The sequence below is a fragment of the Micromonospora craterilacus genome (genome assembly GCF_003236315.1).
GTDB lineage: Bacteria > Actinomycetota > Actinomycetes > Mycobacteriales > Micromonosporaceae > Micromonospora > Micromonospora craterilacus.
Genome location: NZ_POTY01000104.1, coordinates 1 through 22849, shown reverse-complemented (window position 1 = coordinate 22849; position 22849 = coordinate 1). Strand labels below are relative to the sequence as shown.

Below are 22849 nucleotides of genomic sequence, written 5' to 3'. Positions count from 1 at the left end.
ACGCGGGTCGGCGTTGCTGGCCGCCACGGTCAGCCGCCGATGATCAGCGCGGCGACGAAAAGCCAGCCGATGTGCCACGACTGGTCCAGGTGCAGCAGCCCCCCGCCCTGCTCCAGCCAGGCCGCGTTCTTCCGCAGCCGGTCAGCGAGCCACCGCAGCGGGGCACGTCGATCCGCGATGTAGTGGGTGCCTGCCGACACGGCGAGCCCGGCGACCATCTGCCAAAGGTTCGGCCACCACCCGGCCACCAGGAACAGGGCCACCAGCGCGACCAGCTGCGCTGCCGTGTATGTGCAGACGTGGGACGCGCAGGCGGCGCGGCCCGCCCAGCCGGGCAGACCCTTGCGGTTGGCCTGGCGTTGGGTCTGGGCCCAAAAGTCGCCGATCTGATGGCCGGCGTACAGGGCCACGAACACGGCGGCGATGGCACTCACTGCCCGCTGCCGATCTGCGCGGCGAGGATCGCCGTCGCCCCTCCGGCCGCGAACAGCAGCAGCCCTCCGACCGCGACGGACAACGCCCGCCGCCACCTCGGACGGGAAGGGACCGCGGGCACGTAGGCCTGGGTGGCCTCCCACCAGCCACGCTGATACGCCTTCTCGACCATCTGCATCTTGGCGGAGATGTGCTCCCAACAGATCTGCCCGAGCGTGTGCCGTCCGGCCTTGGTGGGCTTGAGGCGGGCCTGCTCGTGGTCGCCGATCTTCGCCACCAACCCGGCCTCGATCGCCACCCGGGCCTCGTGGCTGGCGGCGATGACCCACTGTCCGCCCATGGAGACGACCCGCCCGTCTCGGGCAGCGACCAGGAACTCGTCCAGCGCGCCTGCGGTGATCCCGGTTGTGGCCTGCTCGACGGCGGCCCGCTGGGCGACCGTGGCGGGCGCGGTGGTCCTCCCCGCCATCACGCCCACGCTCCCTGGAGGCGCGATTCGGCGATGGCGTCGGCGTCGGCGGTGTGCCGCGACGGGCGGCGCAACTTCCGGCGACGGGTCTTCTCGTTGCCGTCGCTGTCGGTGACGACCTCCCGGACCGGGGGCCGGGACGAGCGGGCGGCGGTACGCAGGGCGCGACGGGCGATGTGCTGGATGGACGCGGACATGGCGGTCTCCTCCTGAGACGTGGCAGAGCAAGGTGGGTTGGGTGCCGGACAACGCCGGCGAAAGGTGGTGCTCGCTGCGGGCTCGTGTCGCCCGCAGCGACGGCAGGTGGCTCAGTACGAGCGGTACGGCTCGCCCGCGCGCATCGACTCGACCAGTTCCGCGATGGCGGCGTCGTCCACGAGGGACTCCATCTGGTCGAGGAGCGCGTTGATGTGCTCGGCGCGACGCTGCGACGGGGTGTCGTGGCGGGCCTGCACCTCGAACAGTTCGGCGCGGAGCGCCTGGTCGACGGCCTCGCGGATGCCTTCGGCGCGGACGCCCTGGAGAGCGCCGTCGCGGATGACCCGGTGGATCAGGTTCGCGGTGTCGGCGTCGGGCGTGGTGAAGGACAGCTCGTCGTAGCGGTGGGGGCTGCCGGCAGCGGAGACGGCGATGTTGAAGGCCAGCTCCACGGTCAGGTTGAGAGCGACCTCGAAGTTGCCGTAGGTGCGGCGCTGGACCGCGCCGGGCTGCGTGATGGTGCCGTTCATGTCGGGGGCCTCTCCCGATCGGGCTTCCGGTTGGTGTTGGTAGCACCGCCCGGAGGCTTGGTTGCTGTACCTACTATCAAGCTAGACCAGACGACCGGCACCTGCAACGACATTCCGCAACTTAGTTGGGAAAGTTGCTGACGACACCGAGTGTGTGTCAACATCCACCCATGACCAGCCACGAAGCAGAGCTGAGGAAGCGAAGTAAGGCGTATCGGCGGGCCGAAGACCAACTTGCCGTACGCCGAGAGGAGCTAGCCGCAGCCGTACGCGCCGCCTACACGGACCGCGTCAGGAAGGCCGACATCGAGAGGTGGGCCGGCCACGTCTGGACCGGCACCTGGATCAACAACATCCTCAAGGGCGTCAAGCAGAAGCCGAAGACCACCGAGGAGCCGACGGACGGCTGAAAAGGTGCGGCCCGGACGGTGCTACCAACACCGCGACCCGGGCCGACTAACCCAGAATCGAGGCCCTGGGCTGTGCAAGAGAGTAACAACATCGATACACCGGCCACACCTGGCGGAGCCGCGGACGAATCGCAGCGGCCCGACTGGGTGTGCCAACGCACCGTCGCCTGGGCGCTCGATGACGCCCCGGTCCCCGCCGAACTGCTCGGCACCCTCGTCGCCATCGCGCGCCGCTGCGCGCCCGACGGCACCGGCTCCTACCAGTCCAAGTCGACGCTGGTCGCCAAGACGGGCAAGTCGAAGGACCAGGTCGACGCGGACGTGTCGAGGCTGCTGGACCTCGGGCTGATCCGGCTCGGCGACCAGACGCTGCCGGAGCGCAACGGGGTGCCGCCCGGCCGGCGGCCGGTGGTGTACGACGTGGCGTTGGAAATGCGTGGGCCGAAGCCGCGCCGGGCTGGCCGGAACAGGACCGGCAAGAACAGCTCCGCCCCGGCCACGGGGGGTATGGATACCACGGGTGGCACGGATACCGGGGGTGGTACCGATACCCCGGGTACGGGGGGTATGGATACCGGGGGTACCGGGGGTATGGATACCCCGGCCACGGGGGGTACCGATACCCCCCAAACAACCCACGGGAACAACCCAAATAACAAGACCTTCAACAACCCGTCTCTCTGCGCCGTCCCGCCGTCGCCGCCGGCCGAGCCCGAGAGAGAGACGGGCAGACGCCCAACCCTGGACGAACGAGCCCGCGCCGAGGGCTGGCGGCTCATCCACGACGTACGCGGCTACCCGCCGCCCGAAGCCCGCCACCTGATCGATGAACTGACGCGCAAGCACCGGATCGTGTCGCCGCAGTGGTGGCGCACCGCCCACGGCAACGGCAGCCTGGACGACCGCATCGGCGAGGTCATCGCCGACTACCAGGCGACGCACTCCCCCGCCGGCTCGGCGCCCACGGGCCGCCGCAGCGGCCGGGGTCCATACATCAACGACCTGACCCCCGACGACTACCGCACGTACGCCGAGCGCAGCAGACACGAACAGGAGCCCGCAGCATGACCCACCTGCCAACCGTGCCCGCGCACGTACTGCCGCACCGCACCCCCACCCAGCTCCTCGCCATGGCCCGCCAAGGGCTCACCGAAGCCGCCGGCAGCCGCGCCGATGGGCTGCGGTACGCCGCCGCGCACCTCGCCGCCTTGCGCGCCGCCGCCGCGGTGGTCGCCGCCCGGTCACGGCCCGAGCCTGGCCGACGGAAACGGCTCACCAGCGTGTGGGTGCTGCTCGCCGAGGTTGCGCCGGAGTTGGGCGAGTGGGCGACGTTCTTCGCCGACCGGTCCACCAGGCGGGCCGCCATCGAGGCCGGCATTCCCCGGGTCGTCCGCGCTGCGGATGCCGATGATCTGCTGACTTCCGCCTACCGGTTCGTGGAGCATGTCGGCGGGATGCTCGGCGAGGTGCACCCCGCCTGCTGCGACATGCACAACGGCCACTGCGAGCCGCCCGCCGATTTGTGCTGCCGCGCCTGCACCGAGGCTGCCCACCCGGAGCACCCGCGCGGCGTGGCATGCGTGCTCGCTGGGTGACCCACCACCAGAAGGGGTTGGAGTGGGCGGAGATCGGTCGGACGTTGGCCAGGATGCCGGACAACCCCGACCCGAACCGCGGTCCCTGCTGAGCTACCCCGCCGTGGGGCGGTCGCCCACGGCGGGGCGGTCCTCCGGTAGCCACTCCAGTACGTTCGGTCACCGGTTCAGCGCGAGTCCCACGCCGAACCGCCCACGTTCGCCCCGTCGATCGAGTGAGGTTCCGTGACCACGATCGCCCCCCATCACACCCTGCTGCCCCTCTACGACCCGGCCGTGGCGTCCGCCGAGGCGACCGACAGCCGGCCGTTCGGACTCACGCTCGCCCGGCCGGCGTCGGCCAACCAGCCGGTCATCGACCTGACCGGGCTGCGGCTGGACCCGACCACGCAGATGGTCGTCGGCGCGACCGGCACACCGGTGGCGCGGAAGACCACCCAGACGACCACCACCAATAGCAAGACCACCCACGATCACCAGTCGTGGGTAGACAGCAAGCAGGACACCTACGGCGACTGACGGGAAAGGGGGTCGACTGGTGACTGTCCTGGTGATCACCGAGCCGTTCGATGAAACCGCGGACCTGGTCATTGAGCACCTGAACGAGCGCGGCACCAGTGTCCACCGGTTCGATCTCGCTGACTTCCCTATCCGACTGGCCGTGACCGCCACCATCGACGGTCACGGCCAGTGGGCCGGCACCACCACTGACCCGTGGCGAACAACGTCTCTGGCCGACGTGAGCGCCGTCTTCTACCGGCGTCCCGGCCCGTTCCGGTTTCCCGACACGCTCAGCGAGTTCGAGTACCGGTGGGCGGCACAAGAGGCACGTATGGGCGTCGGTGGAATCCTGACCGCGCTGCCCAACGCGGCGGTGTGGGTCAACGACCCGGACGCGATGGCCGCCGCCGACTTCAAACCCCGGCAACTGTCGGCCGCCGCCCGCCACGGGCTACGCATCCCACCAACCCTGATCACCAACGATGCCGCCGAAGCCCGCCGCTTCGTGGATGCCTCACCAGCCGGGGCGGTGTACAAGCCGTTCCACGCCCGCCCCTACGTCGACCACGATGGGCGGGCGCACGGCGTGTCCACCACGCCAGTGACGGCCGGGCAGATCACTGACGCCGTCGCCGGCACCGCCCACCTGTTTCAGCAGCAGATCCACAAGGACCACGAACTGCGGGTCACCGCCGTCAACGGCCGCCTGTTCACCGCCCGCATCGACGCCCACTCCGACGCCGCTCGCGTCGACTGGCGCACCGACTACGACAGCCTCACCTACGAGCGCGCCGACCTGCCCGAGCCGACCGCGTCCCAGCTCCGGGCACTGCTCGCCGACCTGGGCTTGGTGTTCGCTGCCGTCGACATCATCGTTACCCCTGGCGGGGAGTACGTCTTCCTGGAAGTGAACTCGGGCGGACAGTGGGCCTGGATCGAACACGAGACCGGGCTACCGATCGCCGCCGCCATCGCCGACACCCTGGAGCAGACATGACCACGATGACGGACTACCGGCGGCTGCGGCAGCAGCTCGTCGCCGGCCTCGAAGCATCCGGGCACCTGACCAGCCCCACCGTCGCCGCCGCTCTCGCGGCCGTCCCCCGTCACGAGTTCGCGCCCGCCGTCTACCGCCTGGTCGAGGGCGGCCAGCTCGGCGAGGTGATGCGGGCCGACAACCCGGCCTGCCGCGGCGAATACCTCCGCGCCGTGTACTCCGATGAGGCCATCGTCACGCAGATCGCCCCGGACGGCCGCCCCACCAGCTCATCCACCCAACCCGGCGTGATGGCGGTGATGCTGGAAGCCCTGGATCTGCGCCCCGGCTGCACGGTGCTGGAGATCGGCACCGGCACCGGCTACAACGCGGCCCTGCTGTCGCAGATCCTCGGCGACAAGGCCGTCACCTCTGTCGACATCGATCCGCATCTGGTGACGGACGCGGCGTCGTCTCTCGCTGTGGCCGGCTACCGGCCGACCGTGACGGCCGCCGACGGCCTGTCAGGCTACCTGCCGGGGGCACCCTACGACCGGATCATCGCCACCTGTTCCGTGCGGCGGGTGCCGGCCGCGTGGCTGCGGCAGAGCCACCCCGGCGGCCTGGTGCTGGCGAACCTGTCGTACGGGGTGGTGCCGCTGCGACTGGACGAGGACGGCACGGCGTCAGGCCGGTTCGTCCGCCAGGTCGCGTCGTTCATCGAGGCCCGACCGGCGGACGGCCCGCTGGGGCCGACCGTGGACCGCATGGTCGAGATGTGCATGGGCGGCACCGGCGACGAGCAGGCCGGCGAGCCCGCCGACGTCGAACTACTGGTCGAGTCGGCGTGCGAGTTCTTCTGGCGTCTCGCTGAGCCGGGCGTCTACCAGGCGGCCCTGCTCCTCAGCGCCGACGAGACCGTGCATCTGCTGGTCGACGCCGGTACGGACTCGTGGGCGCGAGTCCACGCGGGCCGCGACAGCGTGCGGGTGGTGCAGGCTGGCGAGCGGCGCGTGTGGAACGAGGTGGTCACGGTATGCCGGCGTTGGAGGTCGGCGGGGCGGCCGGATCATGACCGTCTCGGCTTGACGGTGACGCCGGACGGTGGTCACACGCTATGGGTCGACCAGCCAGACAGCGGCCAGTCGTGGCAGCTCACGGGCCCGCAGACTCGCTAACGTTCGGAGTTGAGGGGGCGAGTCAATGACGGGTGTTGCTGCGAGTTGCGCGACCCGGCGCGGCAGTCGCATCCACAACGCCGACGCCGCCCGCGTCTACCAGGCCGCCGACGGCACCCTGGCCGCCAGCGACCCGCAGGCCCTCGCTGACGCGCTGGTGGCTGACGCGCTGGTGGCTGCCGCGCCTGAGCGGGACGGCTACCGCGACGACGCGACCACCGTCGTGCTGACCGCCTACTGACTGCCGCACATCTGACGATGTGTCCCGATAAGTACCATCAGACGATGAGCCAGTCCACCGCACCGGCCCCGCACCACGGCCACATCGACCTCGCCCGCGAAGCAACCGCCGCCGGGCTGACCGTGACCGAGCTGATGCCGCACCGGTGCCACGGCGGCGAAACGGAGTACGCGGTCCAGTTGTGGGCTGGCGACGGCACCCTGTGGGCCGAAGGTCGGCATGAGGGCGCCGAGGAGGTGCGCGACCACATCGCGGCCTACCGCGAGCGGCTGGCCGGACAGTCGCGGCTCTCCGCGCAGAAGGCGATCGCCCTGTACTTGCTGCAACACAACGTTCCCCGGCGCATGAACGTCGAGGCGGAATGGCGGGACGCCAGCGAGATGATGCGCGGCTGGTATCTCGCGGAAGCCGACAAGCTTATCGCGTACGCCGTCGGCAGCCCGGCCGGCCCGCACCCGTGGCAGGAGTTCAACGTCCACGGCTACACCTGCCACCACCCCGGGTGCCGTCTGGTCGCCGATGAGCACCCTGTGCGCGCCGGGGCGACCGGATGAGCCGCTTCTACTTCCACTCCCCCTCCGGTGATGCCGAAATCCTCGGCAGCGAATGGGCGTGGCTCGACTGCATCGCCCGAGGCCCGGCCGACGCAGCCTGGGACCTCGACCCGTACCGTGGCGGGTACGACCGGGCCAAGGCGATCCTTGCGATGTCGCCGAAGACGTCCGTCGGCTTGTACGGCGGAAACGGCGACCTGCACCGGATGCTGCGGGAGGCGACCGCCCGCCCCACCGACTACGAGGCGCGGCGGCGGCTCGTCCAGGCGATCCGGTTGTGGCTGCGCGTCGACGGCCTCGACCTCAACGTGGCCGGCGTGCGCCTGCACACCCCGTGACGTCGAGTTGAACACGGCGCTGGCCGCCGGCTCCGACCCGGTACGCCTCGCTGCGAAGCTACGCGGCTACGGCGAAGGGCACGCCTGGGTGGAAGGCTCCGACCGTGCGTGGCTGGCCGACATCATCGACCAGGGCTTGGAGGCGGGCATCTACCGGCGCGGCCTGTGGCGTTCGGGCACGCCCGACGGTCCACGCGACCAGTGGACAGACCTTGGCTGGCAGCAGGTCATCGGGTTCCTGCGGTCCCGCGACGACGAACCCGTGGTCACCTCCTACTCAGTGACCGACGGATTCCCGAACCGAGCAATCGCCGACTGGACGCCGCCCGTTGACCCGCAGTGGCGGCCCGATTGGGCTGATGGGGGCGGGGCCAACGAGTGGTCGGAGATGACCGCCTCCGAGCAGGATTCGTGGCGACGTGACCACGCCGCCGAGCAGTGGTACGACCTGCCCGACGGCGAACGGTGGGAACTCGCGATGGCCGGGCTGCGCCGTACCCGGCCGTGGGCGCGGCTCGCCCCAGACACCCTCTCCGAGGTGGCGTTCGGCTGGCCGGTGAGCGTGTACGACCTGTTCGCCCCGGACAGCGCCGAGCGGGTGCGCGCCGCAGCGGAACTGGCCGGGGTGTAGCCCGTGGCCGCCGACGAGCCTGACTACGTGGTGGTCCGCCCTCATCCCGACCTGCCTGCGGGGTTCCTGCCGCCCGATCTCGACGGCCGGTGGTTCGACCGCTCAGCGCTACGGCTCGGGTCGGGCACCGCCGTCGCCGTTCCTTCCGGGCGGTTCGAGGTACGCGACGATGGCGCCGTCGCCGAGGTGTACGAAGTTCGGCCGTGAACGCCCGACCGATCGGGCGATCCCGCCTGGCCCGTGAGCAGCCAGTCCGCGCCACCTGCTCGACACCACGATGCGGCAACCCCGGGTACCGTCACCGGATGATCACTGCCAGCCCGGGAGGCACACCCCACCACCTCGACCACCAGCCCGTCGCCGCCACCGACTTCCCCCATCTCGACCCCACCACCGGGGTCTGCCGCGCCTGCTCGTACACCGCCGACGGAGCGCCGATCGTCCCGATCGGCTGGCCCTGCCCACCCATCCACGAAGACAAGCAACCCGCCGGGGAGGCACGCCGCAAGCGGTACGCCGGGGCCGGGCGCCTCGCCGACCAGGTCACCGCCCGCCGCACACAGCTCGGCCTCACCCGCAATCAGCTCGCCGAACAGTCCGGCATAGGGGTCAAGACGCTCCGCAGCGTGGAGGAGGCCCGCTTCCCGCGCCCGGCCGATCACACCCTCGAAGGTTTGGACCGCGGCCTCGACTGGCGGGCCGGTAGCGCACGCCGCGTGCTGGCGGGCGGCGAGCCGCAGCCACGACCATCTGACGTGGTGGTCCCGGCAGAACAGCAGGTCATCCTTCGGGCCGGGTTGCCCGCCGAGGTGGAGACGGCACTGATCGGGCACCTGCAAGCCCGGCGCCAGGATGTCGAGGCGGCGCTAGAGGATGAGGCGCGGATGCTGCTCGGGCAGACGCTGCGGCTCGCCCACCTCGGCGCGGCCGGGTCTGCTGGCTGATTCCGCCCGATTCGTCCTGGACACACCCCCGAGCGTTGCCGTACGGTGATCAGAGCGGCACTCTCCGGAGCCGCCCTGCACGGTAATTCCGTTGCCGGTCGTGATCTCCGGGCCTACCGTTACCACCAACCGATCCGATGAGGAGTGAGCCGGTCATGATGCGCCACGCAACGCCAGAACCGCAGCAGCTTTCGCTGCGCGGTGAGTGGCGCCTGGCCATCGCCGGGTGCTCCGTCGACAACTTCAAGACCGGTAGGTGGCGCGGCTGACCGCGAGCTTCGAGCGCGATAGCCGCCCACCCAGCCAAGGGGTCGGGCGGCTTTTTCGTACATGGAACCAACTTCATAGGGGTGTGGCGCAACTGGTAGCGCGGCGGCCTCCAAAGCCGGCGGTTGCAGGTTCGAGCCCTGTCGCCCCTGCTCACACCCCGGGCCCTCGGGCCCGGATTGGTGATGATCATTGAGAACTCCACAGCGGATGGCATACAGACGACACCCGGCCGGCGGCAGCAACCGCCGTCGCCGGCCGGGGATGGTCGTGATGGGCTCGTGGCGCAGTTGGCAGCGCGTCACCTCGGCAAGGTGAAGGCCGGGAGTTCGAATCTCCCCGGGTCCACGTACATGCCCACCAAGCTCTGACGGCGGAGCGCCCGGTTGAAGCCCGGGAGGCGCGGGGTTCAAGTCCCTGGGTGGGCACGCAAGGGAGACCGCCGAGGTCAACGACGCCAGGGACGGAAGCCCCGGCCGAGGAAACCGACGCGCCAGCTCGGTACGCCGGACTTCCGACGGCGGCCAGCATGGAGGACGCTCCCGGTCGGTAGCTCAAGGGCAGAGCACCGCCGCAGGGCGGGGGTTGCGGGTTCGAATCCCGTCCGGCCATGCATGGGCCAGTGGAGCTGTTGGCAAAGCTCGCCGCTCTCTCAAGGCGGAGATCGTCGGTTCGAGCCCGACTTGGCCTACGCAACGCTCGCGGTGCTAGCTCATCTGGCAGAGCGGCAGCCTTCCAAGCTGCTGGGCGGGGTTCGAGTCCCCGGTACCGCTCCAACATCGTTCCGGGTTGCTCTGCTGGCTGGGCGCCTCGACTTTGGATCGAGAGGACGCAGGTTCGATTCCTGCACCCGGAGCCAAGCCCCGGTAGCCCAACGGTAGAGGCACCGCCTTCAAGTAGCGGTCAGCGCGGGTTCGACCCCCGCCCGGGGTACGTGACGCCTCGTCGTGACCACGGGAATCGTGCGGCCGGCCGACCCGGCACCAGCGGGACTAAATCGCCCACCGGGGCGAGAGGCGCGTTCCCGCCCAGCGGGAGAGGCACCTTGCCGTCGTAGCTCAGCCTGGCCAGAGCGCCGACCTGGTACGTCGGAGGTTCGCCGGTTCAAATCCGGCCGTCGGCTCCATGCGGTTGTAGCGCAGTCCGGTAGCGCGCCACGTTGCCATCGTGGAGGTCGCGGGTTCGAATCCCGCCAGCCGCTCGTAAGTCCCCAACACCACGCCAGCCCCCAACTCGCAGCCAAGAAAGGAGGGGAAACCGTGGACGCAGTGCTCGTCATCAACGCCGACCTCGGGCCCCTCCACCGGGTCACGGTCGCTCACGCGATCCGGATGCTGTGCCGCCGGGTCGCCGAGATCCACGAAGCCGAACCAGACCGCCTGATCGGGGTGTTCCCCATGCCCCGGGTGGTCCGCCTGGTCCGGTACGTGGTGACCCGCTGGCGGTACAGCCACGGCCCCGCCTGGTCCAAGGGCGGCGTCCTGGCCCGCGACGGCCGCCGCTGCGGCTACTGCGCCGGCCCGGCCGCCACCGTCGACCACATCCTGCCCCGCTCCCGTGGCGGGAAGAACACCTGGCGGAACACCGTCAGCGCGTGCGCGCCCTGCAACCAGGCGAAGGGCGACCGGACCCCGGCCGAGGCCGGCATGGTGCTCCGCATCAAGCCGCTCGTGCCGGCGTGGGGGTCGCTGGCGCAGCGCTGACCGGCCGACGGGCCCACCGCGGTCCGCCGGCCACCCTTCCCGGGTCGTCTAGTCGGCAAGACGCCGCACTCTGGATGCGGAGAGCTGGGTTCGAATCCTGGCCTGGGAGCGAGCGCCTGAATCGACGTGGAACCGATGGCACCACGCTCTTTCGGGAGAAGCCGGATCCGCCGCCGGCCGGGCGCGCATTGCCCTCGTAGTCCAAGTGGCAGGAGACAACGGTCAGAGACGCCGTGCAGTGCAGGTTCGAATCCTGTCGGGGGCACTCCGTAACATCGCAGGTGGGGCCGCACCCCGAAGATCGCTAGGTGGCTAGTTCCCGGGCGGCAAGACCGGCATCGACCGTGAGTGGCAGCCAGGGTGAAGTACAACGGATGGCCTGAAAGACGCCCCGTCCATCAGGCCCGCAAGGTGCGGCCCCTCCCACTCCCCTGCCGGTGGAGCACGGGTGGCCGTGCGGCCGACTTGTAATCGGCAGGTGCGGGTTCGACTCCCGCCGCCGGCTCCACGCCAGCGGAGCACGACGGCCGTGCGCCGTCCTCGTAAGACGGAGATAGCGGGTTCAACTCCCGTCGCTGGCTCCACGCCGACGTAGCTCAACGGCAGAGCGTCCGGCTCATAACCGGAAGGCACCCGGATCGACACCGGGCGTCGGCACCACGCGCTCGTGGTGGAACTTGGTAGACACGCCGGTCTCAGGAACCGGTGCCGAAAGGCGTGGGAGTTCGACTCTCCCCGAGCGCACGCATGGGCTCGTAGCTCATCTGGCAGAGCGCCGCTCTTGCAAAGCGGAGGTGACCGGTTCGAGTCCGGTCGGGTCCACCATGCCGACGTAGCTCAGTGGTAGAGCATCCGACTGTCGATCGGAGGGCCGCGGGTTCGATCCCCGTCGTTGGCGCGCATGAAGGGTTGGCCGAGTCTGGTCGATGGCGCCGCACTGCTGATGCGGAGCGGGTAACACCGCCGGGAGTTCGAATCTCTCACCCTTCGCCAAGCCGTCGTAGCTCAGCCTGGTTAGAGCACGGAGCTGATAACTCCGGGGCCCCCGGTTCAAATCCGGGCGTCGGCACGCAAGTTCTTGCCCCCGTAGCTCAGTGGAAAGAGCGTCCGGCTACGAACCGGAAGGCCGCGCGTTCGACTCGCGCCGGGGGCACGCATCGGGACGTGGCGCAGGGGTAGCGCGCCGGTTCGGGGAACCGGAGGCCGGGAGTTCGAGACTCCCCGTCCCGACTCAACGGGTACTAGCTCAACTTGGTGGAGCGCGTCGTTCGGGACGACGAGGATGGGCGTTCGAATCGCCCGTACCCGACGCATGGTGAGGCCAGCCGAGGGTAGGCGCCGGCCGCTGTCTCGAAAACAGTTGGGGCGCAAGCCCGTGTCGGTTCGATCCCGACCCTCACCGCCAGGCGCCGTTAGCTCAGTTGGCAGAGCTTCCGACTCTTAATCGGAATGTCACTGGTTCGATCCCAGTACGGCGTACCACTGCCCCGCTAGCTCAGGGGATAGAGCAGCAGTTTCCTAAACTGCGTGTCGCTGGTTCGATTCCAGCGCGGGGCACCACACGGGCCGCTAGCTCAATGGATAGAGCTGCCGACTTTTAATCGGCAGGTTCGGGGTTCGAGTCCCCGGCGGCCCACTTGCGGGATGGCGCAGTTGGTAGCGCGCTGGGCTCATAACCCAGAGGTTCCCGGGTTCGAATCCCGGTCCCGCTCCCGCCCCGGTAGCTCAACGGGAGAGCGCCGTCCTGACGCGACGGAGGCCGGGGGTTCGACACCCTCTCGGGGCACCATGGAGCCGTAGACGAATTGGCAAAGTCACCGGGCTTTCAACTCGGATATATGCGGGTTCAAATCCCGTCGGCTCTACTCATTCCGACGTAAACCGTAATTGGTATCGGGGCGGACTGTTAATCCGTTCAGGCGGAAGCCTGGTGCTGGTTCGAGTCCAGCCGTCGGAGCCATGCCCGCGTAGCTCAGTGGGAGAGCGACGCCTTCACACGGCGTAGGTCGGGGGTTCGACACCCTCCGCGGGCACTGTGGCTGTAGCTCAGTGGTAGAGCGTCCGGTTGTGGTCCGGAAGGACGCGGGGTCAGTACCCGCCAGTCACCCCAAGGGAGTGCGCCACCGATGGTGAGGTGGGCCCGGCTGTAACCCGGGTGCGTTCGCGCTCAGGGAGTTCGAATCTCTCCGCTCCCACCATGCCCCCGTAGCGCAGTGGATAGCGCGGCGGTTTCCGGAACCGCAGGCCGTAGGTTCGATCCCTACCGGGGGTGCCATGATCGCGTGCCCGAGTGGCTAGGGCCTCGCCTGCAAAGCGAGTGAACGTCGGTTCGAACCCGACCGCGATCTCTCTGTGCCGAGGCCGGTTCGACCCCGGTCCCGGCCTCCAAGCTGTGTGCCATCTGCTATGGACACGTTCGGCGATTCGCTCGCACGATCTACGATCGAGCTGCTATGTTCAGACCTGACGCACCTCCCGGTGCCCAGTCCAGCGGTTACTTCTTTCTGTCAAAGGGACCAACACCGACGGACGCCTTGATCTCGGGAGGCCACAACTCCAGATGCGGGTGCCCGGTGCCCAGGCTCCGGATACTTCCACTGCTAATGGGGTGGTTGCGGGTTCGAGTCCCGCCCCCGGCTTCGGCTGGGGTAGCTCAATCGGCAGAGCGCCTACGTACGCCGTGGCCGACTTGATCTCGGGCACCCGCACCCTGGACATCCGGTGGCTCCTCCCGTCTATGGAAGGAGCCATTTTCGTGTCCAAGTTCAACCGGCCTGCCGTGCGGCCCGCCGCGACGTCCCCGGTCGTCACCGCGTCGACCCCGACCGCCCGCACCCACGAGGGCGGCCCGGGATTCGCGCGTGACGCCAAGTCGGAGCTGTTCCTGCTCGCCGTGACCAACATGGTCGCCGAGAAGACGTTCTACGAGTCGGCCGATGCCCGTGACGCCCGGTTCGAGGCGCTGGTGGGGCAGGTGGCCGTCGCCGACCCGGCGTGGATGCTCGGGTTCGTCGGCTGGCTACGCAAGGCCGCGAACATGCGGTCGGCGTCGATCGTCGCCGCGGCCGAGGCCGTCCGGGCGCGACTCGCCACCCCCGTCGAGGAGGGGCCGGTGACGAACCGGCAGATCATCGGCGCCGCGCTGCTGCGTCCCGACGAGCCCGGCGAGCTGCTGGCCTACTGGATGTGCCGGTACGGCGCCCGCATCCCGAAGCCCGTCAAGCGGGGCATCGCCGACGCCGCCGTGCGGCTCTACAACCAGCGGTCGCTACTCAAGTACGACACCGACGGCAAGGGCATCCGGTTCGGCCGCGTCCTGGACCTCGTGCACCCGGTCGCGCAATCGCCGGAGCAGGCCGCCCTGTTCGCGCACATGCACGAGCGGATGCGGGGCCGGCCGTGGTCGGTCGACCCGGACGCCCTGCCGGTCGTCGCGTTCAACGCCACCCTGCGGGAGCTGGCCGCCGAGGACCCGGCCGGGCTGCTCGACGCCGACAAGCTGCGCGCGGCCGGCATGACGTGGGAAGACGCCCTGTCGCTGGCCGGGAACCGGGTCGACAAGGCCCGACTGTGGGAAGCGCTCATCCCGTCGATGGGCTACATGGCGTTGCTGCGGAACCTGCGGAACTTCGACCAGGCCGGCGTCTCCGACGCGACCGCGCAGCAGGTGGCCGTCCGTCTCGCCGACCCGGCCGAGGTGGCGAAGTCCCGGCAGCTGCCGATGCGGTTCCTGTCCGCCTACCGCGCCGCCCCGTCGCTGCGGTGGTCGTACCCGCTGGAGCAGGCCCTCGGGCACGCCCTCGCGAACATCCCCACCCTGGAGGGCCGAACCCTGATCCTGGTCGACACCTCGACCAGCATGAACGGAACGTTCTCCAAGGACGGCACCCTGCTGCGGTGGGACGCCGCCGTCATCTTCGGTGTCGCGCTCGCCCAGCGGTGCGCCGAGGCCGAGGTCGTGTCGTTCTCGTCCACCGCCCGCTACTGGGGCGATCCGCATGGGGCGCTGACGAAGGTGTTCCCGATGCAGCAGGGTGAGTCGCTGCTGCGGTCGGTGGAACGGTGGAAGTCCGGCGGCTGGTTCCTCGGCGGCGGCACGGCGACCGCGGCAGCGCTGCGTAAGCACTTCGCGGGGCAGCGCCGGGTGGTGGTACTGACTGACGAGCAGCAGGGCGTCGACACCGTCGAGGTGTCGAAGTCGGTGCCGTCGCAGGTGCCCATGTACACCTGGAACCTGGCTGGCTACGAGCGCGGGCACGCGCCGTCCGGTGGCCAGTTCCGGCACACGTTCGGCGGGCTCACCGACCAGGCGTTCCGGATGATCCCGCTCCTGGAGCGCGGTGTCTCGGGCTCCTGGCCGTGGGAGTCCATGGACTGAGCAGCACCGAGTACGGAGCCCTCTGACCTTCGGGTCGGGGGGCTCCCTCGTTTGGGCGGGTTTTCGGCGTTCCGGCAACATGCCCGGCCCGGACAAGGTATCTTGATAGTAGCTGCCACGACTGATTTAGGAGTTGAGGAATGTCGACCGCCGCGCTCACCATCGCCGCCTTCCAGAGCACCCTGCTCCTCACCCCCGACGGCTGGCAGCCCGGCCAGCGGCGCGACTGCCACAACATCCTCCGCGCACCCGAAGACGGCGACTGGGACACCGACCACGTCGCGTGCCTCCGCAACGCCGCCGACCGCAAGCTGCACGCCCTCGGCTACACCCGCGCCGCCGGCTGGGAGTACCACGCCAGTAACGACGTCCACACCGCGCCGATCGCTGCGGCAGGCGCAGATCGGGACGACCAGTGACGCGCCGGAACTGCCCAGGCCAGCTGGCGTTGTTCGAGGACGGCTGGTGCCAGCGCACCACCGCTGGCCGGCATTCGTGGCGGCACACCAGTGAGGGAGGATTCGACCCGCGCCGGTACAAGGTCGAGCGAATCAAGCCCGCCCAGGCGAGAGCATTCATCCTCGCCCACCACTACCTGAGCAGCTACCCGTCCGTGAAGCTGCCCTACGGGCTGATTGAGGGGAACCGGCTCGCTGGTGTGGCAACGCTGGGAACCCCCACGAACGCCAAGGTCATCACGAATCCGCTGCCGTCCCTGGACCTTCGTACCGGCGCGGATCTGTCCCGCCTCGTCCTGCTCGATGAGGTGCTCGCCAACGCGGAGTCGCGGTTCATCCGTCTGCTGCTGCGGGACGCCTTCAACGAGGGCGTGCGTGGGGTGGTCGCCTTCGCGGACGGAGTACCGCGCCCTGACGCCGGGATGCCCGGCCACGTCGGGATCATTTACCAGGCCAGCAACGCCGACTACTGCGGCCGGGCCACCGCCGGCCCGTTGACGGTGTTGCCGAACGGCACGGTCCTCACGCGCCGGACGTTGCAGAAGGTCCGCGCCGGGGAGCGCGGCGCGGGTGGCGTAGTCCGCCGGCTTGTCGCGGCGGGCGCGGACGCGCCGGACAACCCTCAGGGCGACGCGCCGTGGCTGCGGCGGTCGCTGCGGAAGGTGCGCGCGGTGAATCTCCCCCACCCGGGGGTGCACCGGTTCGTCATCAGGCCGGGCACCTCGCGGCAGCAGCGGATGGTGCCGCTCGGTGAGGGCTTCGAGCCGCGCCCGTACCCGAAGCGGCCCGATCCGGCGCCGACGTACCGGACGGTAGCGGCGTGAGCGCCCGCCGTCGTCAGGGCCGCGACCGTACCGCCGAGATGGACCAGCTCTACGCCGAACTCCCGGACATCGACTGCAAGGGCCTGTGCCACGAGTCGTGCAACGCGATCGCCATGACCCCGCTGGAACGCGACCGGATCCGGGAGCGCGGGATCGACATCAGCCCGTTGCACATGCCCTGCCCGGCGCTGACGCCCCTTCGCCGCTGCTCAGTGCGGGAGGTCCGGCCGCTCATCTGCCGGCTCTACGGCCTGGTGGAGCGGATGGCCTGCCCGCACGGCTGCCGGCCCGAGGGCGGGTTCGTGCCTGAGGCGACCGCCCGGCGGTTGCTCGCCCGCGCCGAAGTGATCGGCGGACGGCCGTGACCCCGTACGAGGGGATCACCTACGTCATCCCGTGCGGCGGCCGGAAACTGGCCCGGCCCGTCGCCGCCCGCGATCTCTACATCGGGTCGATGTTCCGTCACACCCTCGCCAACGCCGAGATGTCGGCTCGCCTCGACACCGAAGCGTCCGGCCGTCCCGCGCGGGTGCTGATCCTGTCGGCGCTGCACGGCCTGGTCGAGCTGGACACCGTCCTCGACCCGTACGACCTGAGAATGGGCCAGCCGGGGTCGGTCACCGCGGCCCGCCTCGCCGAGCAGGCGACCGCGCTGGGCATCGAGTGGGGCGCGGAGGTGTACGCCCTCCTCCCCCGCCCTTACCTGGCCCGCCTGGACGAGGCTCTGCGCGGCTTGGACGTGTGGGTGCAGGACGTGTACGAGGCGTGCCGTGGCAACGGTGAGCAGAAGCGCGTCAACGTGCACATCGGCCGGGGCCCGACGCCCGCGTACTCCGAGCCGGAGGGGCCGGGGCCGATCGTGTGGCTCGGCGGAGACGTGCCGGCCCTGTGGTGGGGTGTGCGGGTCCTGGTGTCGTACGTGCGGCTACGCCGCGCGAAGAACCTGCCGGTGGCCGTCGCGGATTGGCTGCTGGACTCCGGCGGCTACGACCAGCTCATGCGGTACCGCGGCTGGACCGTCACCGCCGTCGAGTACGCGGCGGACATCCGCCGGTACGGGCAGGAGATCGGCCGGCTGCTGTGGGCGGCGCCGCAGGACTGGCCCGCCTCCCGGGCCGCACTGGCGCGGACGGGGCTCACCGAGGAAGAGCATCAGCGGCGGACCCTCGCGTCGGTGGTGGACCTGCGCGTGGCCGACACCGGCGTCCATATCGCCGCGCTGGTGACGGGGACGACGCCGGCCGGCTACCTGCGGCACGTCGACATGTACGCGCAGGCCGGTATCGACCTGCGCGCCGAGCCGGTGGTGGCGGTGGGTGCGTTGTTGCGGCGCCCGGTGCGGGAGGCGGCTGAAATCGTGCGGGTGCTGCACGCCGCTGGCCTGCGGCTGCACACCCTCGGCGGGAAGGGTCCGCTACTTGGCCTGGTGGGTGGGCTGATCGATTCGACGGACTCGGCCGACTGGTCGGGAAACGCACGCCGCCACGTCGGGTTGTGCCCGCACGGGCTGGTGGCGTGGGAGAGCAACTGCCCGGTGGCGGCCCGGGAGTGGGGTGCTGGCCAGCGGGAGTTGGCGGCGCGGTCGTTGGCGCAGCCGATGTTGCCGCTGGCGGGTTGATCCGGCAGTTACCGCCAATCTTGGCCCGCATGGGGTATCTTGATAGTAGTTTCTGCGAGTGAGACAGCCATGAGAGGTCAGGATGCCGCTACCGACGTTCCCCACCCTCCGATTCGCCGACATCAACGACGGCGAGCTTGGCGCTCTCGCTGCCTGGCTCCGCGACAGCCTCGCCACCGTGCAAGGCGAGCAGGCACGCCGCGCCGCCGTCCGCGACCAGGTTCTCCGCGCCTGCCTGTGGCAGATGACAGCCGCCGGCCCCGATGACCCCCGCTGGACGCCGCAGCCGTGGGACGCCGCCCGGATCGCCGCCGGCCCCAACGTCGGCCGCCAAGGGTTCATCGTCCGCCGATGCCCGGATGGCTGCGAGCAGGTCGACGGGCAACCCCGCTGGGAGCTGTACATCGCCGGTGGCGGCCCCGTGTGGACGTGCCTGGCGCGGGAGCACCTGCGGCCTGTGGCGGCTGTCCGCCGCGATGACGGAATGGGCCGCGCCCGCTGCACCTACGACTGCCTGTGCTGCATGGGCGACCCACGTCGACACCTGACCACCGCCGGCACGCCGGCCAAAACAGTGAGGAGCCCCCGGATGGCCTACGACTCCCAAGTCAGCGGAGAAATCACCATCGACCCGCCCCTGCCGTGGGCGGAGATCCGCGACAGCGGCTACCTGCCCGGCAGCGCGTGGCTGAACAACAAGACGGTCAAGCTCCGCGTCGTTACCGACGAGGTCGACACCGAGCACGGGCTACTGCTGCGGCAGCAGGCCGTCGGCATCGTTCCGGTGACCGAGGACAGCTACAACGCCCACAGCCTCGTGGCCGACGTTCAGCAGCTCATCGACCAGTTCGGCGGCGGCCGTACGTTCGCCGGCCGGCTGAACGGCTGCGGCGACGACGCGGGCGACCTGTGGCGGCTGGAGGTACGCGACGGCCGCGCCGTGGAGGTGCAGGCCCGGATCGTGTGGCCGGACGGGTCGGAGGGCGTGTGATGGATCTTTACGACGGGCACGACGGTCCGACCGAAGACGACTTCACCCGCTGGAACGAACACAACGCCCACGCCGACGACTACGACCCCAGTGACGACGAGGAGGTTCCCGACCTCATCGGTCCGCTGGCCGCCGAGGAGTGGTGCGCCTTCCGGCTGCGCAGCGACGGCGACCTGTTGCAGTGCTGCGGGGTCACCTCGGCCTTCCGGGACGCCCTGTTCAACCTGCTGCGGATGGGTGGCGAGCGGCACGACGCCGCCTGGATCCTGCGGGACGAGTGGCAGGCGATGGAGGAGCACGGAATGCCGCAGGGCCCGGAGGTGACGCCGCTGATAGACAAGCTCCGCGCCTTCTACATCGACCAGCCGGCCAGCACCGTCGAGGTGCCCGACGAGGTGCTGGCGCCGGCGCAAGGGGGCACGCGATGACCCTGATCCTGTCCGGCATCGTCGGAAGCACCGCGTACGGGCTCGCCGGCCCAGACTCCGACGTCGACCGGCTCGGTGTCTTCGCCGCCCCGACGCTGGCCCTCGCCGGCCTGAACCCGACGGACGAGTCCCGGGTCACCAGCAAACCCGACGCTACCTGGCATGAGGCCCGCAAGTATGCGCGGTTGGCGTTGGGCGGCAACCCCACCGTGTCCGAGCTGGTGTGGCTCCCCCGCGACCTGCTGGAGACGGTGACATCGCTCGGTGAGGAGCTGATCGGCATCCGGTCGGCGTTCCTGAGCGCACCCCGGGTGCGCGACTCGTACCTCGGCTATGCGACCCAGCAGTTTCGGAAGCTGGAAGCGCGAGGCGACGGCTCGTTCTCCGCCGATACCAGGAAACGGACCGCGAAGCACGCGAGACATCTTCTGAGGCTGTGTCACCAAGGGTTCGCGCTGTACGCCACCGGTGAGGTCGAGATCCGCCTCACCGACCCGCAACGGTTTCTCGACTTCGGGGAGCGGGTCGCCGCCGGGAACATCGACCACGCCCGGCAGGCCATGGCCGACTACGAAGACCGGTTCAACGCGGCCCGGTCCCCGCTGCCGGACGAGCCAGACCGGGCCGCGGTGGAGGCATGGCTGCTGCGGGTGCGCCGCGCCTACCTGGAACCGGCGTGAACGGGTTCGAGGGCGCGTCGACCGAGACACTGAACACCATCGCCACCAACCTGCGGCGCGGCCTGGACGTGGTCGCCGACCGGCTCGCCGCCGGCACATTCCACCAGGTGGGGCCGAAGGGTGCGGCGCCGCCGTCGCAGTCGGGTCAGCTGACGCTTGCGCTGCTGGCGGGGGTTGAGGCGGAGCTGGCGAGCCGAGCGGGCCGCCCGGCCACCCCGAAGCAAGCCGATCGGAAAGCCGCGTGACCGCCCCGCCTCGGGTGCTCCGCCTGCGTCACACCGTCCCGCCTCCACCGATGGGCTGCCGCTGGTGCGGCACGCCGGAGCGTGAGCACTGCCAGCTGTGGGTTCCCGGCCGTTCCTGGCATGGCTGGGTGGAGCCGACCCGGAAGCAGATCGCCGCCCGGCTGCGCGTCAAGCTCCGCGCGGTCCCAGGAGGTGCCCGGTGAGCGGGCCGAAGATCGAAACCCGTGCCGACCTGGATCTCTGGCTTGACGGCTTCGCATCCGGCACCGCTACCACGCTCCGCACCCTCGCCTTCGTGCCGGACGCCATGCTGCCAGCCGTGGTGGCGGCGATGGCATCCGAAGCAGCGCGGTCGGGGACGCCGCGCCACCCGGAACCACCAACTGACCCGAGAGGACCGACCGATGCAGACCTTCGACGCTGAAACCTGCGAGCGGATCTTCCATGCCGCACTCGCCGCCGGCGACTTCAAGGGGGTGGAGGCCGCGTTGACCGTGATGGCACCGCAGGACCCGCACCGCGCTCAGCTGCTGTACGACACGCTCCGCGTTGGGTTGGCGATTGCCGAGGAGCGTCAGGCTGCCGAGTCGACCCCGGCGGCCGAGCAGTGACCGCCCTGGACGCCGCACTCGCGACCCTCACCCCCGAGGAGGCCGCCAAGCTGGACACCATGCAGGCCAGCCTGCGGGAGTGCCGGTACGTCGACATCCCCGACCACCGCGGACTGCGGCCCGGCGCGCGGGTGTACCACTCCGGCCACCAGTGGCCGGGGGCGGCGTACGACGGCACCGGCGTGGTGCTCGCGGTCACCGAGCGGCCGGACTCGCCATGGTCGCAGACATATCGCGCACCGGATGTGGAGCTGATCGTGTTGTGGGACCGGCCGGTGCTCGGCTCTTCGTCGCGGCTGTCGCAGTCGGCGAGCTACCGGATCCACCTCGCGGCGGTCCAGCAGGCCGCCGACACGGGACTGGACAACTGATGTGCACGCCGCCGTCCCGCCGCGACAACGAGAGGTACGCCAGGTCCGCGGCGCCCGAGAGCATCGCCTACCACCTGAAACTTGCCCCGGGCCGCCGCCGCCCGTTGGCAGCGGCGGGTCGAGTGGCTGACCGAACTGCACGAGCGGCGCACCGCAGAGCGTGAGGCGGGTGTCTGGCCGGGCAAGCCGCCGTCAAGATTGGGCTAGCCGGCTAGCCCGATCGTCTCGCACGGGACGGCTCCTAGCCTGCGAGCGTGATCTACCCGGGGCAGCGCCCGCTCGGCTATCTGGCACTCGCCGACCTGCTGCGGGACCAGATCACAGACGGACAGCTCAGGCCAGGTGCCCGCCTACCCTCCGAGCGGGACTTGGCGCAGACGTACGGCGTGGCCGCGAAGACTGCCCGCGCCGCCCTGATGCAGCTCCGCCAGGAAGGCTTGGCCTGGGCTGTTGTCGGATACGGCGTTGTGGTGCGTGAGACGGTCGAGCCGGTCCGGGTCGCGATCGGCCCGGACGACGAGATGACGGCACGGCCGCCCACCCCGAGTGAGCGTGAGCAGCATGAGATGCCGGAGGGTGTGCCGCTGCTGGTGGTCATCCACCCGGACGGCACACAGTCGTTGTATCCGGCGCACCTGTATCGGCTGACTGCCCGGCCGGACTGACCGTCCGCAGCCGCCCCTGGTGCTGCTCGACAGGTTTCGGCCCTCAACCGTCCGCGCCCCTGCCTGGTAGGCGGGTTCATGCTGGCCGCAAGTTGCAGACAGCGCGCCCCAGTGCGTTTCCCACGGCGCGGACGGTTGCGTACGTGGAAGTTCCACCGCACCATTGGTGGTCACGATACCTGCCGTTAACTTTCGCACACGCAGAGCTAGGCAGATGAGTCCCATTCACCGGACCCGCGAGGGAGGGACTGTGACCACCCAGCCCATCGACGGGCCCACGATGGAACTAGCCGCCCCCCGGAGACGCCGACGACGACCTGCCGCCTCCACCAGGTCCGGCACGGGACCGACCCGCTGGTACAGCCTGGCCGCCTGCGCTGCCGGCTTGATGGCCGCCCTCGACTGGGCTGCCCTCACCATCCACCGCATCGCCCTCGGCGACGATGACGAGGTCGGCCGCTACGTGGACGAGCACGCCATGGTGGGTACGGTGCTGACCCTGTCCGCCGCCGTCCTCATTGGCATCTGGGCCGTGTGGGCCGGCGCCCTCCACGCCCCCCGCTCCCATGCCAGCGCGACCGGCCACAACAGAGGCGGCGTGCGCCACAAC

General features: G+C 70.2%; 32 protein-coding genes and 35 tRNA genes. 63 read left to right on the top strand and 4 right to left on the bottom strand.

Annotation, left to right across the window (positions count from 1 at the left end):
* Positions 1-29: 29 nt before the first annotated feature.
* The 4 genes from C1I95_RS17665 to C1I95_RS17650 all read right to left on the bottom strand — a co-directional run bounded on the left by C1I95_RS17665 (position 30) and on the right by C1I95_RS17650 (position 1632).
* The gene (locus C1I95_RS17665) at positions 30-434 is read right to left on the bottom strand and encodes a DUF3307 domain-containing protein (RefSeq protein ID WP_111214912.1); all 405 of its coding nucleotides are present in this window, start codon (positions 432-434) and stop codon (positions 30-32) included.
* Positions 431-907, bottom strand: a complete 477-nt coding sequence (locus tag C1I95_RS17660; protein ID WP_146605753.1) for a hypothetical protein — start codon at positions 905-907, stop codon at positions 431-433. Before C1I95_RS17660 ends, C1I95_RS17665 begins: the two co-directional genes overlap by 4 nt.
* Positions 904-1101 carry a hypothetical protein gene (locus C1I95_RS17655; RefSeq protein ID WP_111214910.1) on the bottom strand — a complete coding sequence of 66 codons (198 nt, stop codon included), beginning with the start codon at positions 1099-1101 and terminating at the stop codon, positions 904-906. The genes C1I95_RS17660 and C1I95_RS17655 overlap by 4 nt, the downstream gene beginning before the upstream one ends.
* A gap of 111 nt (positions 1102-1212) precedes the next feature.
* Positions 1213-1632, bottom strand: a complete 420-nt coding sequence (locus tag C1I95_RS17650; RefSeq protein WP_111214909.1) for a hypothetical protein — start codon at positions 1630-1632, stop codon at positions 1213-1215.
* Positions 1633-1802: 170 nt separating this feature from the next.
* Between C1I95_RS17650 and C1I95_RS34820 the strand changes: the two genes are divergently transcribed.
* The 63 genes from C1I95_RS34820 to C1I95_RS34800 all read left to right on the top strand — a co-directional run.
* Positions 1803-2042: a hypothetical protein gene (locus C1I95_RS34820; protein WP_146605752.1), complete on the top strand. Its 240-nt coding sequence runs from the start codon at positions 1803-1805 to the stop codon at positions 2040-2042.
* Between the two features lie 18 nt (positions 2043-2060).
* Positions 2061-3110 carry a nitroreductase family protein gene (locus C1I95_RS17645; protein WP_146605751.1) on the top strand — a complete coding sequence of 350 codons (1050 nt, stop codon included), beginning with the start codon at positions 2061-2063 and terminating at the stop codon, positions 3108-3110.
* Positions 3107-3637 (top strand): SAV_6107 family HEPN domain-containing protein, encoded by a 531-nt coding sequence (locus tag C1I95_RS17640; protein ID WP_158566416.1) that lies wholly within the window; start codon positions 3107-3109, stop codon positions 3635-3637. Before C1I95_RS17645 ends, C1I95_RS17640 begins: the two co-directional genes overlap by 4 nt.
* A 225-nt stretch (positions 3638-3862) precedes the next feature.
* The gene (tgmA, locus tag C1I95_RS17635) at positions 3863-4156 is read left to right on the top strand and encodes a putative ATP-grasp-modified RiPP (RefSeq protein ID WP_111214907.1); all 294 of its coding nucleotides are present in this window, start codon (positions 3863-3865) and stop codon (positions 4154-4156) included.
* A gap of 19 nt (positions 4157-4175) precedes the next feature.
* Entirely contained in the window at positions 4176-5135 is a 960-nt protein-coding gene (gene tgmB / locus C1I95_RS17630; protein ID WP_111214906.1) for an ATP-grasp ribosomal peptide maturase, read from the top strand.
* Complete coding sequence (gene tgmC, locus C1I95_RS17625) at positions 5132-6292, top strand: ATP-grasp peptide maturase system methyltransferase (protein WP_111214905.1); 1161 nt, start codon at positions 5132-5134, stop codon at positions 6290-6292. The genes tgmB and tgmC overlap by 4 nt, the downstream gene beginning before the upstream one ends.
* Before the next feature lie 25 nt (positions 6293-6317).
* The gene (locus C1I95_RS17620) at positions 6318-6533 is read left to right on the top strand and encodes a hypothetical protein (protein ID WP_111214904.1); all 216 of its coding nucleotides are present in this window, start codon (positions 6318-6320) and stop codon (positions 6531-6533) included.
* Between the two features lie 44 nt (positions 6534-6577).
* Positions 6578-7087 (top strand): hypothetical protein, encoded by a 510-nt coding sequence (locus C1I95_RS17615; RefSeq protein ID WP_111214903.1) that lies wholly within the window; start codon positions 6578-6580, stop codon positions 7085-7087.
* Complete coding sequence (locus C1I95_RS35275; RefSeq protein ID WP_111214902.1) at positions 7084-7425, top strand: hypothetical protein; 342 nt, start codon at positions 7084-7086, stop codon at positions 7423-7425. The genes C1I95_RS17615 and C1I95_RS35275 overlap by 4 nt, the downstream gene beginning before the upstream one ends.
* Positions 7426-7432: 7 nt before the next feature.
* Entirely contained in the window at positions 7433-8056 is a 624-nt protein-coding gene (locus C1I95_RS17605; protein WP_111214901.1) for a hypothetical protein, read from the top strand.
* Between the two features lie 3 nt (positions 8057-8059).
* Complete coding sequence (locus C1I95_RS17600) at positions 8060-8263, top strand: hypothetical protein (protein WP_111214900.1); 204 nt, start codon at positions 8060-8062, stop codon at positions 8261-8263.
* 98 nt (positions 8264-8361) lie between these two features.
* Positions 8362-9000 carry a helix-turn-helix domain-containing protein gene (locus C1I95_RS17595; protein ID WP_111214899.1) on the top strand — a complete coding sequence of 213 codons (639 nt, stop codon included), beginning with the start codon at positions 8362-8364 and terminating at the stop codon, positions 8998-9000.
* Between the two features lie 346 nt (positions 9001-9346).
* Positions 9347-9419, top strand: a tRNA-Trp gene (locus C1I95_RS17590).
* Positions 9420-9542: 123 nt separating this feature from the next.
* Positions 9543-9615: transfer RNA gene (locus tag C1I95_RS17585), tRNA-Ala, on the top strand.
* Positions 9616-9622: 7 nt separating this feature from the next.
* A tRNA-Phe gene (locus tag C1I95_RS17580) sits at positions 9623-9695 on the top strand.
* 115 nt (positions 9696-9810) lie between these two features.
* Positions 9811-9879: transfer RNA gene (locus C1I95_RS17575), tRNA-OTHER, on the top strand.
* 4 nt (positions 9880-9883) lie between these two features.
* Positions 9884-9958, top strand: a tRNA-Glu gene (locus C1I95_RS17570).
* 10 nt (positions 9959-9968) lie between these two features.
* Positions 9969-10043: transfer RNA gene (locus C1I95_RS17565), tRNA-Gly, on the top strand.
* Positions 10044-10050: 7 nt separating this feature from the next.
* Positions 10051-10126 (top strand) — tRNA-Gln (locus C1I95_RS17560).
* A gap of 188 nt (positions 10127-10314) precedes the next feature.
* Positions 10315-10393 (top strand) — tRNA-Thr (locus tag C1I95_RS17550).
* Position 10394: 1 nt separating this feature from the next.
* A tRNA-Gly gene (locus C1I95_RS17545) sits at positions 10395-10468 on the top strand.
* Between the two features lie 58 nt (positions 10469-10526).
* Entirely contained in the window at positions 10527-10970 is a 444-nt protein-coding gene (locus C1I95_RS17540; RefSeq protein ID WP_146605750.1) for an HNH endonuclease, read from the top strand.
* A gap of 37 nt (positions 10971-11007) precedes the next feature.
* Positions 11008-11079 (top strand) — tRNA-Gln (locus tag C1I95_RS17535).
* An 81-nt stretch (positions 11080-11160) separates the two neighbouring features.
* Positions 11161-11235: transfer RNA gene (locus C1I95_RS17530), tRNA-Leu, on the top strand.
* A gap of 168 nt (positions 11236-11403) precedes the next feature.
* Positions 11404-11478: transfer RNA gene (locus tag C1I95_RS17525), tRNA-Thr, on the top strand.
* A gap of 1 nt (position 11479) precedes the next feature.
* Positions 11480-11554: transfer RNA gene (locus C1I95_RS17520), tRNA-Thr, on the top strand.
* A gap of 1 nt (position 11555) precedes the next feature.
* A tRNA-Met gene (locus tag C1I95_RS17515) sits at positions 11556-11630 on the top strand.
* A gap of 1 nt (position 11631) precedes the next feature.
* A tRNA-Leu gene (locus C1I95_RS17510) sits at positions 11632-11714 on the top strand.
* A 5-nt stretch (positions 11715-11719) separates the two neighbouring features.
* Positions 11720-11795, top strand: a tRNA-Ala gene (locus tag C1I95_RS17505).
* A 1-nt stretch (position 11796) separates the two neighbouring features.
* Positions 11797-11868, top strand: a tRNA-Asp gene (locus tag C1I95_RS17500).
* Positions 11869-11873: 5 nt separating this feature from the next.
* Positions 11874-11963, top strand: a tRNA-Ser gene (locus tag C1I95_RS17495).
* Position 11964: 1 nt separating this feature from the next.
* Positions 11965-12039, top strand: a tRNA-Ile gene (locus tag C1I95_RS17490).
* Positions 12040-12050: 11 nt separating this feature from the next.
* Positions 12051-12123, top strand: a tRNA-Arg gene (locus tag C1I95_RS17485).
* Between the two features lie 5 nt (positions 12124-12128).
* Positions 12129-12200, top strand: a tRNA-Pro gene (locus C1I95_RS17480).
* A 5-nt stretch (positions 12201-12205) separates the two neighbouring features.
* Positions 12206-12279, top strand: a tRNA-Pro gene (locus tag C1I95_RS17475).
* Positions 12280-12284: 5 nt separating this feature from the next.
* Positions 12285-12375 (top strand) — tRNA-Ser (locus C1I95_RS35270).
* 1 nt (position 12376) lies between these two features.
* Positions 12377-12452: transfer RNA gene (locus C1I95_RS17470), tRNA-Lys, on the top strand.
* Between the two features lie 2 nt (positions 12453-12454).
* Positions 12455-12530: transfer RNA gene (locus C1I95_RS17465), tRNA-Arg, on the top strand.
* A gap of 3 nt (positions 12531-12533) precedes the next feature.
* A tRNA-Lys gene (locus C1I95_RS17460) sits at positions 12534-12606 on the top strand.
* A 2-nt stretch (positions 12607-12608) separates the two neighbouring features.
* A tRNA-Met gene (locus tag C1I95_RS17455) sits at positions 12609-12682 on the top strand.
* A 2-nt stretch (positions 12683-12684) separates the two neighbouring features.
* A tRNA-Val gene (locus C1I95_RS17450) sits at positions 12685-12759 on the top strand.
* Position 12760: 1 nt separating this feature from the next.
* A tRNA-Glu gene (locus C1I95_RS17445) sits at positions 12761-12835 on the top strand.
* A 5-nt stretch (positions 12836-12840) separates the two neighbouring features.
* Positions 12841-12930: transfer RNA gene (locus C1I95_RS17440), tRNA-Asn, on the top strand.
* Between the two features lies 1 nt (position 12931).
* Positions 12932-13003 (top strand) — tRNA-Val (locus C1I95_RS17435).
* A 2-nt stretch (positions 13004-13005) separates the two neighbouring features.
* Positions 13006-13080, top strand: a tRNA-His gene (locus C1I95_RS17430).
* 1 nt (position 13081) lies between these two features.
* Positions 13082-13168 (top strand) — tRNA-Tyr (locus tag C1I95_RS35265).
* Position 13169: 1 nt separating this feature from the next.
* A tRNA-Arg gene (locus tag C1I95_RS17425) sits at positions 13170-13245 on the top strand.
* Between the two features lies 1 nt (position 13246).
* Positions 13247-13318: transfer RNA gene (locus C1I95_RS17420), tRNA-Cys, on the top strand.
* A gap of 407 nt (positions 13319-13725) precedes the next feature.
* Entirely contained in the window at positions 13726-15348 is a 1623-nt protein-coding gene (locus tag C1I95_RS17415) for a TROVE domain-containing protein (protein ID WP_111214913.1), read from the top strand.
* A gap of 140 nt (positions 15349-15488) precedes the next feature.
* Positions 15489-15767: a hypothetical protein gene (locus C1I95_RS17410; RefSeq protein ID WP_111214897.1), complete on the top strand. Its 279-nt coding sequence runs from the start codon at positions 15489-15491 to the stop codon at positions 15765-15767.
* Entirely contained in the window at positions 15764-16630 is an 867-nt protein-coding gene (locus C1I95_RS17405; RefSeq protein ID WP_199523792.1) for a Mom family adenine methylcarbamoylation protein, read from the top strand. Before C1I95_RS17410 ends, C1I95_RS17405 begins: the two co-directional genes overlap by 4 nt.
* Positions 16627-16995, top strand: coding sequence for a hypothetical protein (locus C1I95_RS35815; protein ID WP_199523791.1), 369 nt, complete (start codon positions 16627-16629; stop codon positions 16993-16995). The genes C1I95_RS17405 and C1I95_RS35815 overlap by 4 nt, the downstream gene beginning before the upstream one ends.
* Entirely contained in the window at positions 16992-18248 is a 1257-nt protein-coding gene (locus C1I95_RS17395) for a deazapurine DNA modification protein DpdA family protein (RefSeq protein WP_111214896.1), read from the top strand. Before C1I95_RS35815 ends, C1I95_RS17395 begins: the two co-directional genes overlap by 4 nt.
* 82 nt (positions 18249-18330) lie before the next feature.
* Positions 18331-19239 carry a DUF6205 family protein gene (locus C1I95_RS17390; RefSeq protein ID WP_111214895.1) on the top strand — a complete coding sequence of 303 codons (909 nt, stop codon included), beginning with the start codon at positions 18331-18333 and terminating at the stop codon, positions 19237-19239.
* On the top strand, positions 19239-19667 hold the full coding sequence (locus C1I95_RS17385) for a hypothetical protein (RefSeq protein ID WP_111214894.1): 429 nt from the start codon (positions 19239-19241) through the stop codon (positions 19665-19667). Before C1I95_RS17390 ends, C1I95_RS17385 begins: the two co-directional genes overlap by 1 nt.
* Positions 19664-20347, top strand: a complete 684-nt coding sequence (locus C1I95_RS17380; RefSeq protein ID WP_111214893.1) for a nucleotidyltransferase domain-containing protein — start codon at positions 19664-19666, stop codon at positions 20345-20347. The genes C1I95_RS17385 and C1I95_RS17380 overlap by 4 nt, the downstream gene beginning before the upstream one ends.
* Positions 20344-20592 (top strand): hypothetical protein, encoded by a 249-nt coding sequence (locus C1I95_RS17375; RefSeq protein WP_111214892.1) that lies wholly within the window; start codon positions 20344-20346, stop codon positions 20590-20592. The genes C1I95_RS17380 and C1I95_RS17375 overlap by 4 nt, the downstream gene beginning before the upstream one ends.
* A complete protein-coding gene (locus C1I95_RS34810) occupies positions 20589-20795 on the top strand; it encodes a hypothetical protein (RefSeq protein WP_146605749.1) in 207 nt (68 codons plus the stop codon). The genes C1I95_RS17375 and C1I95_RS34810 overlap by 4 nt, the downstream gene beginning before the upstream one ends.
* On the top strand, positions 20792-21016 hold the full coding sequence (locus C1I95_RS36395) for a hypothetical protein (RefSeq protein ID WP_146605748.1): 225 nt from the start codon (positions 20792-20794) through the stop codon (positions 21014-21016). The genes C1I95_RS34810 and C1I95_RS36395 overlap by 4 nt, the downstream gene beginning before the upstream one ends.
* Positions 20997-21203, top strand: coding sequence for a hypothetical protein (locus C1I95_RS17370; RefSeq protein WP_111214891.1), 207 nt, complete (start codon positions 20997-20999; stop codon positions 21201-21203). The genes C1I95_RS36395 and C1I95_RS17370 overlap by 20 nt, the downstream gene beginning before the upstream one ends.
* Positions 21200-21574, top strand: a complete 375-nt coding sequence (locus C1I95_RS17365; RefSeq protein WP_111214890.1) for a hypothetical protein — start codon at positions 21200-21202, stop codon at positions 21572-21574. Before C1I95_RS17370 ends, C1I95_RS17365 begins: the two co-directional genes overlap by 4 nt.
* Positions 21575-21828: 254 nt before the next feature.
* Entirely contained in the window at positions 21829-22239 is a 411-nt protein-coding gene (locus C1I95_RS17360) for a winged helix-turn-helix domain-containing protein (protein WP_111214889.1), read from the top strand.
* Positions 22240-22489: 250 nt separating this feature from the next.
* Positions 22490-22849: hypothetical protein (locus C1I95_RS34800; protein WP_146605747.1), on the top strand; the 360-nt coding region annotated here is incomplete at its 3' end.

Bases quoted from the DNA above. Each gene is read 5' to 3' on its own strand.
- C1I95_RS17410 (WP_111214897.1), top strand. From the start codon at position 15,489: ATGTCGACCGCCGCGCTCACCATCGCCGCCTTCCAGAGCACCCTGCTC.
- tgmC (WP_111214905.1), top strand. From the start codon at position 5,132: ATGACCACGATGACGGACTACCGGCGGCTGCGGCAGCAGCTCGTCGCC.
- C1I95_RS17620 (WP_111214904.1), top strand. From the start codon at position 6,318: ATGACGGGTGTTGCTGCGAGTTGCGCGACCCGGCGCGGCAGTCGCATC.
- C1I95_RS17650 (WP_111214909.1), bottom strand. From the start codon at position 1,632: ATGAACGGCACCATCACGCAGCCCGGCGCGGTCCAGCGCCGCACCTAC.
- C1I95_RS17640 (WP_158566416.1), top strand. From the start codon at position 3,107: ATGACCCACCTGCCAACCGTGCCCGCGCACGTACTGCCGCACCGCACC.
- C1I95_RS17390 (WP_111214895.1), top strand. From the start codon at position 18,331: ATGCCGCTACCGACGTTCCCCACCCTCCGATTCGCCGACATCAACGAC.
- C1I95_RS35275 (WP_111214902.1), top strand. From the start codon at position 7,084: ATGAGCCGCTTCTACTTCCACTCCCCCTCCGGTGATGCCGAAATCCTC.
- C1I95_RS17385 (WP_111214894.1), top strand. From the start codon at position 19,239: ATGGATCTTTACGACGGGCACGACGGTCCGACCGAAGACGACTTCACC.
- C1I95_RS17380 (WP_111214893.1), top strand. From the start codon at position 19,664: ATGACCCTGATCCTGTCCGGCATCGTCGGAAGCACCGCGTACGGGCTC.
- C1I95_RS17615 (WP_111214903.1), top strand. From the start codon at position 6,578: ATGAGCCAGTCCACCGCACCGGCCCCGCACCACGGCCACATCGACCTC.
- C1I95_RS17370 (WP_111214891.1), top strand. From the start codon at position 20,997: ATGCAGACCTTCGACGCTGAAACCTGCGAGCGGATCTTCCATGCCGCA.
- C1I95_RS17595 (WP_111214899.1), top strand. From the start codon at position 8,362: ATGATCACTGCCAGCCCGGGAGGCACACCCCACCACCTCGACCACCAG.
- C1I95_RS34820 (WP_146605752.1), top strand. From the start codon at position 1,803: ATGACCAGCCACGAAGCAGAGCTGAGGAAGCGAAGTAAGGCGTATCGG.
- C1I95_RS17655 (WP_111214910.1), bottom strand. From the start codon at position 1,101: ATGTCCGCGTCCATCCAGCACATCGCCCGTCGCGCCCTGCGTACCGCC.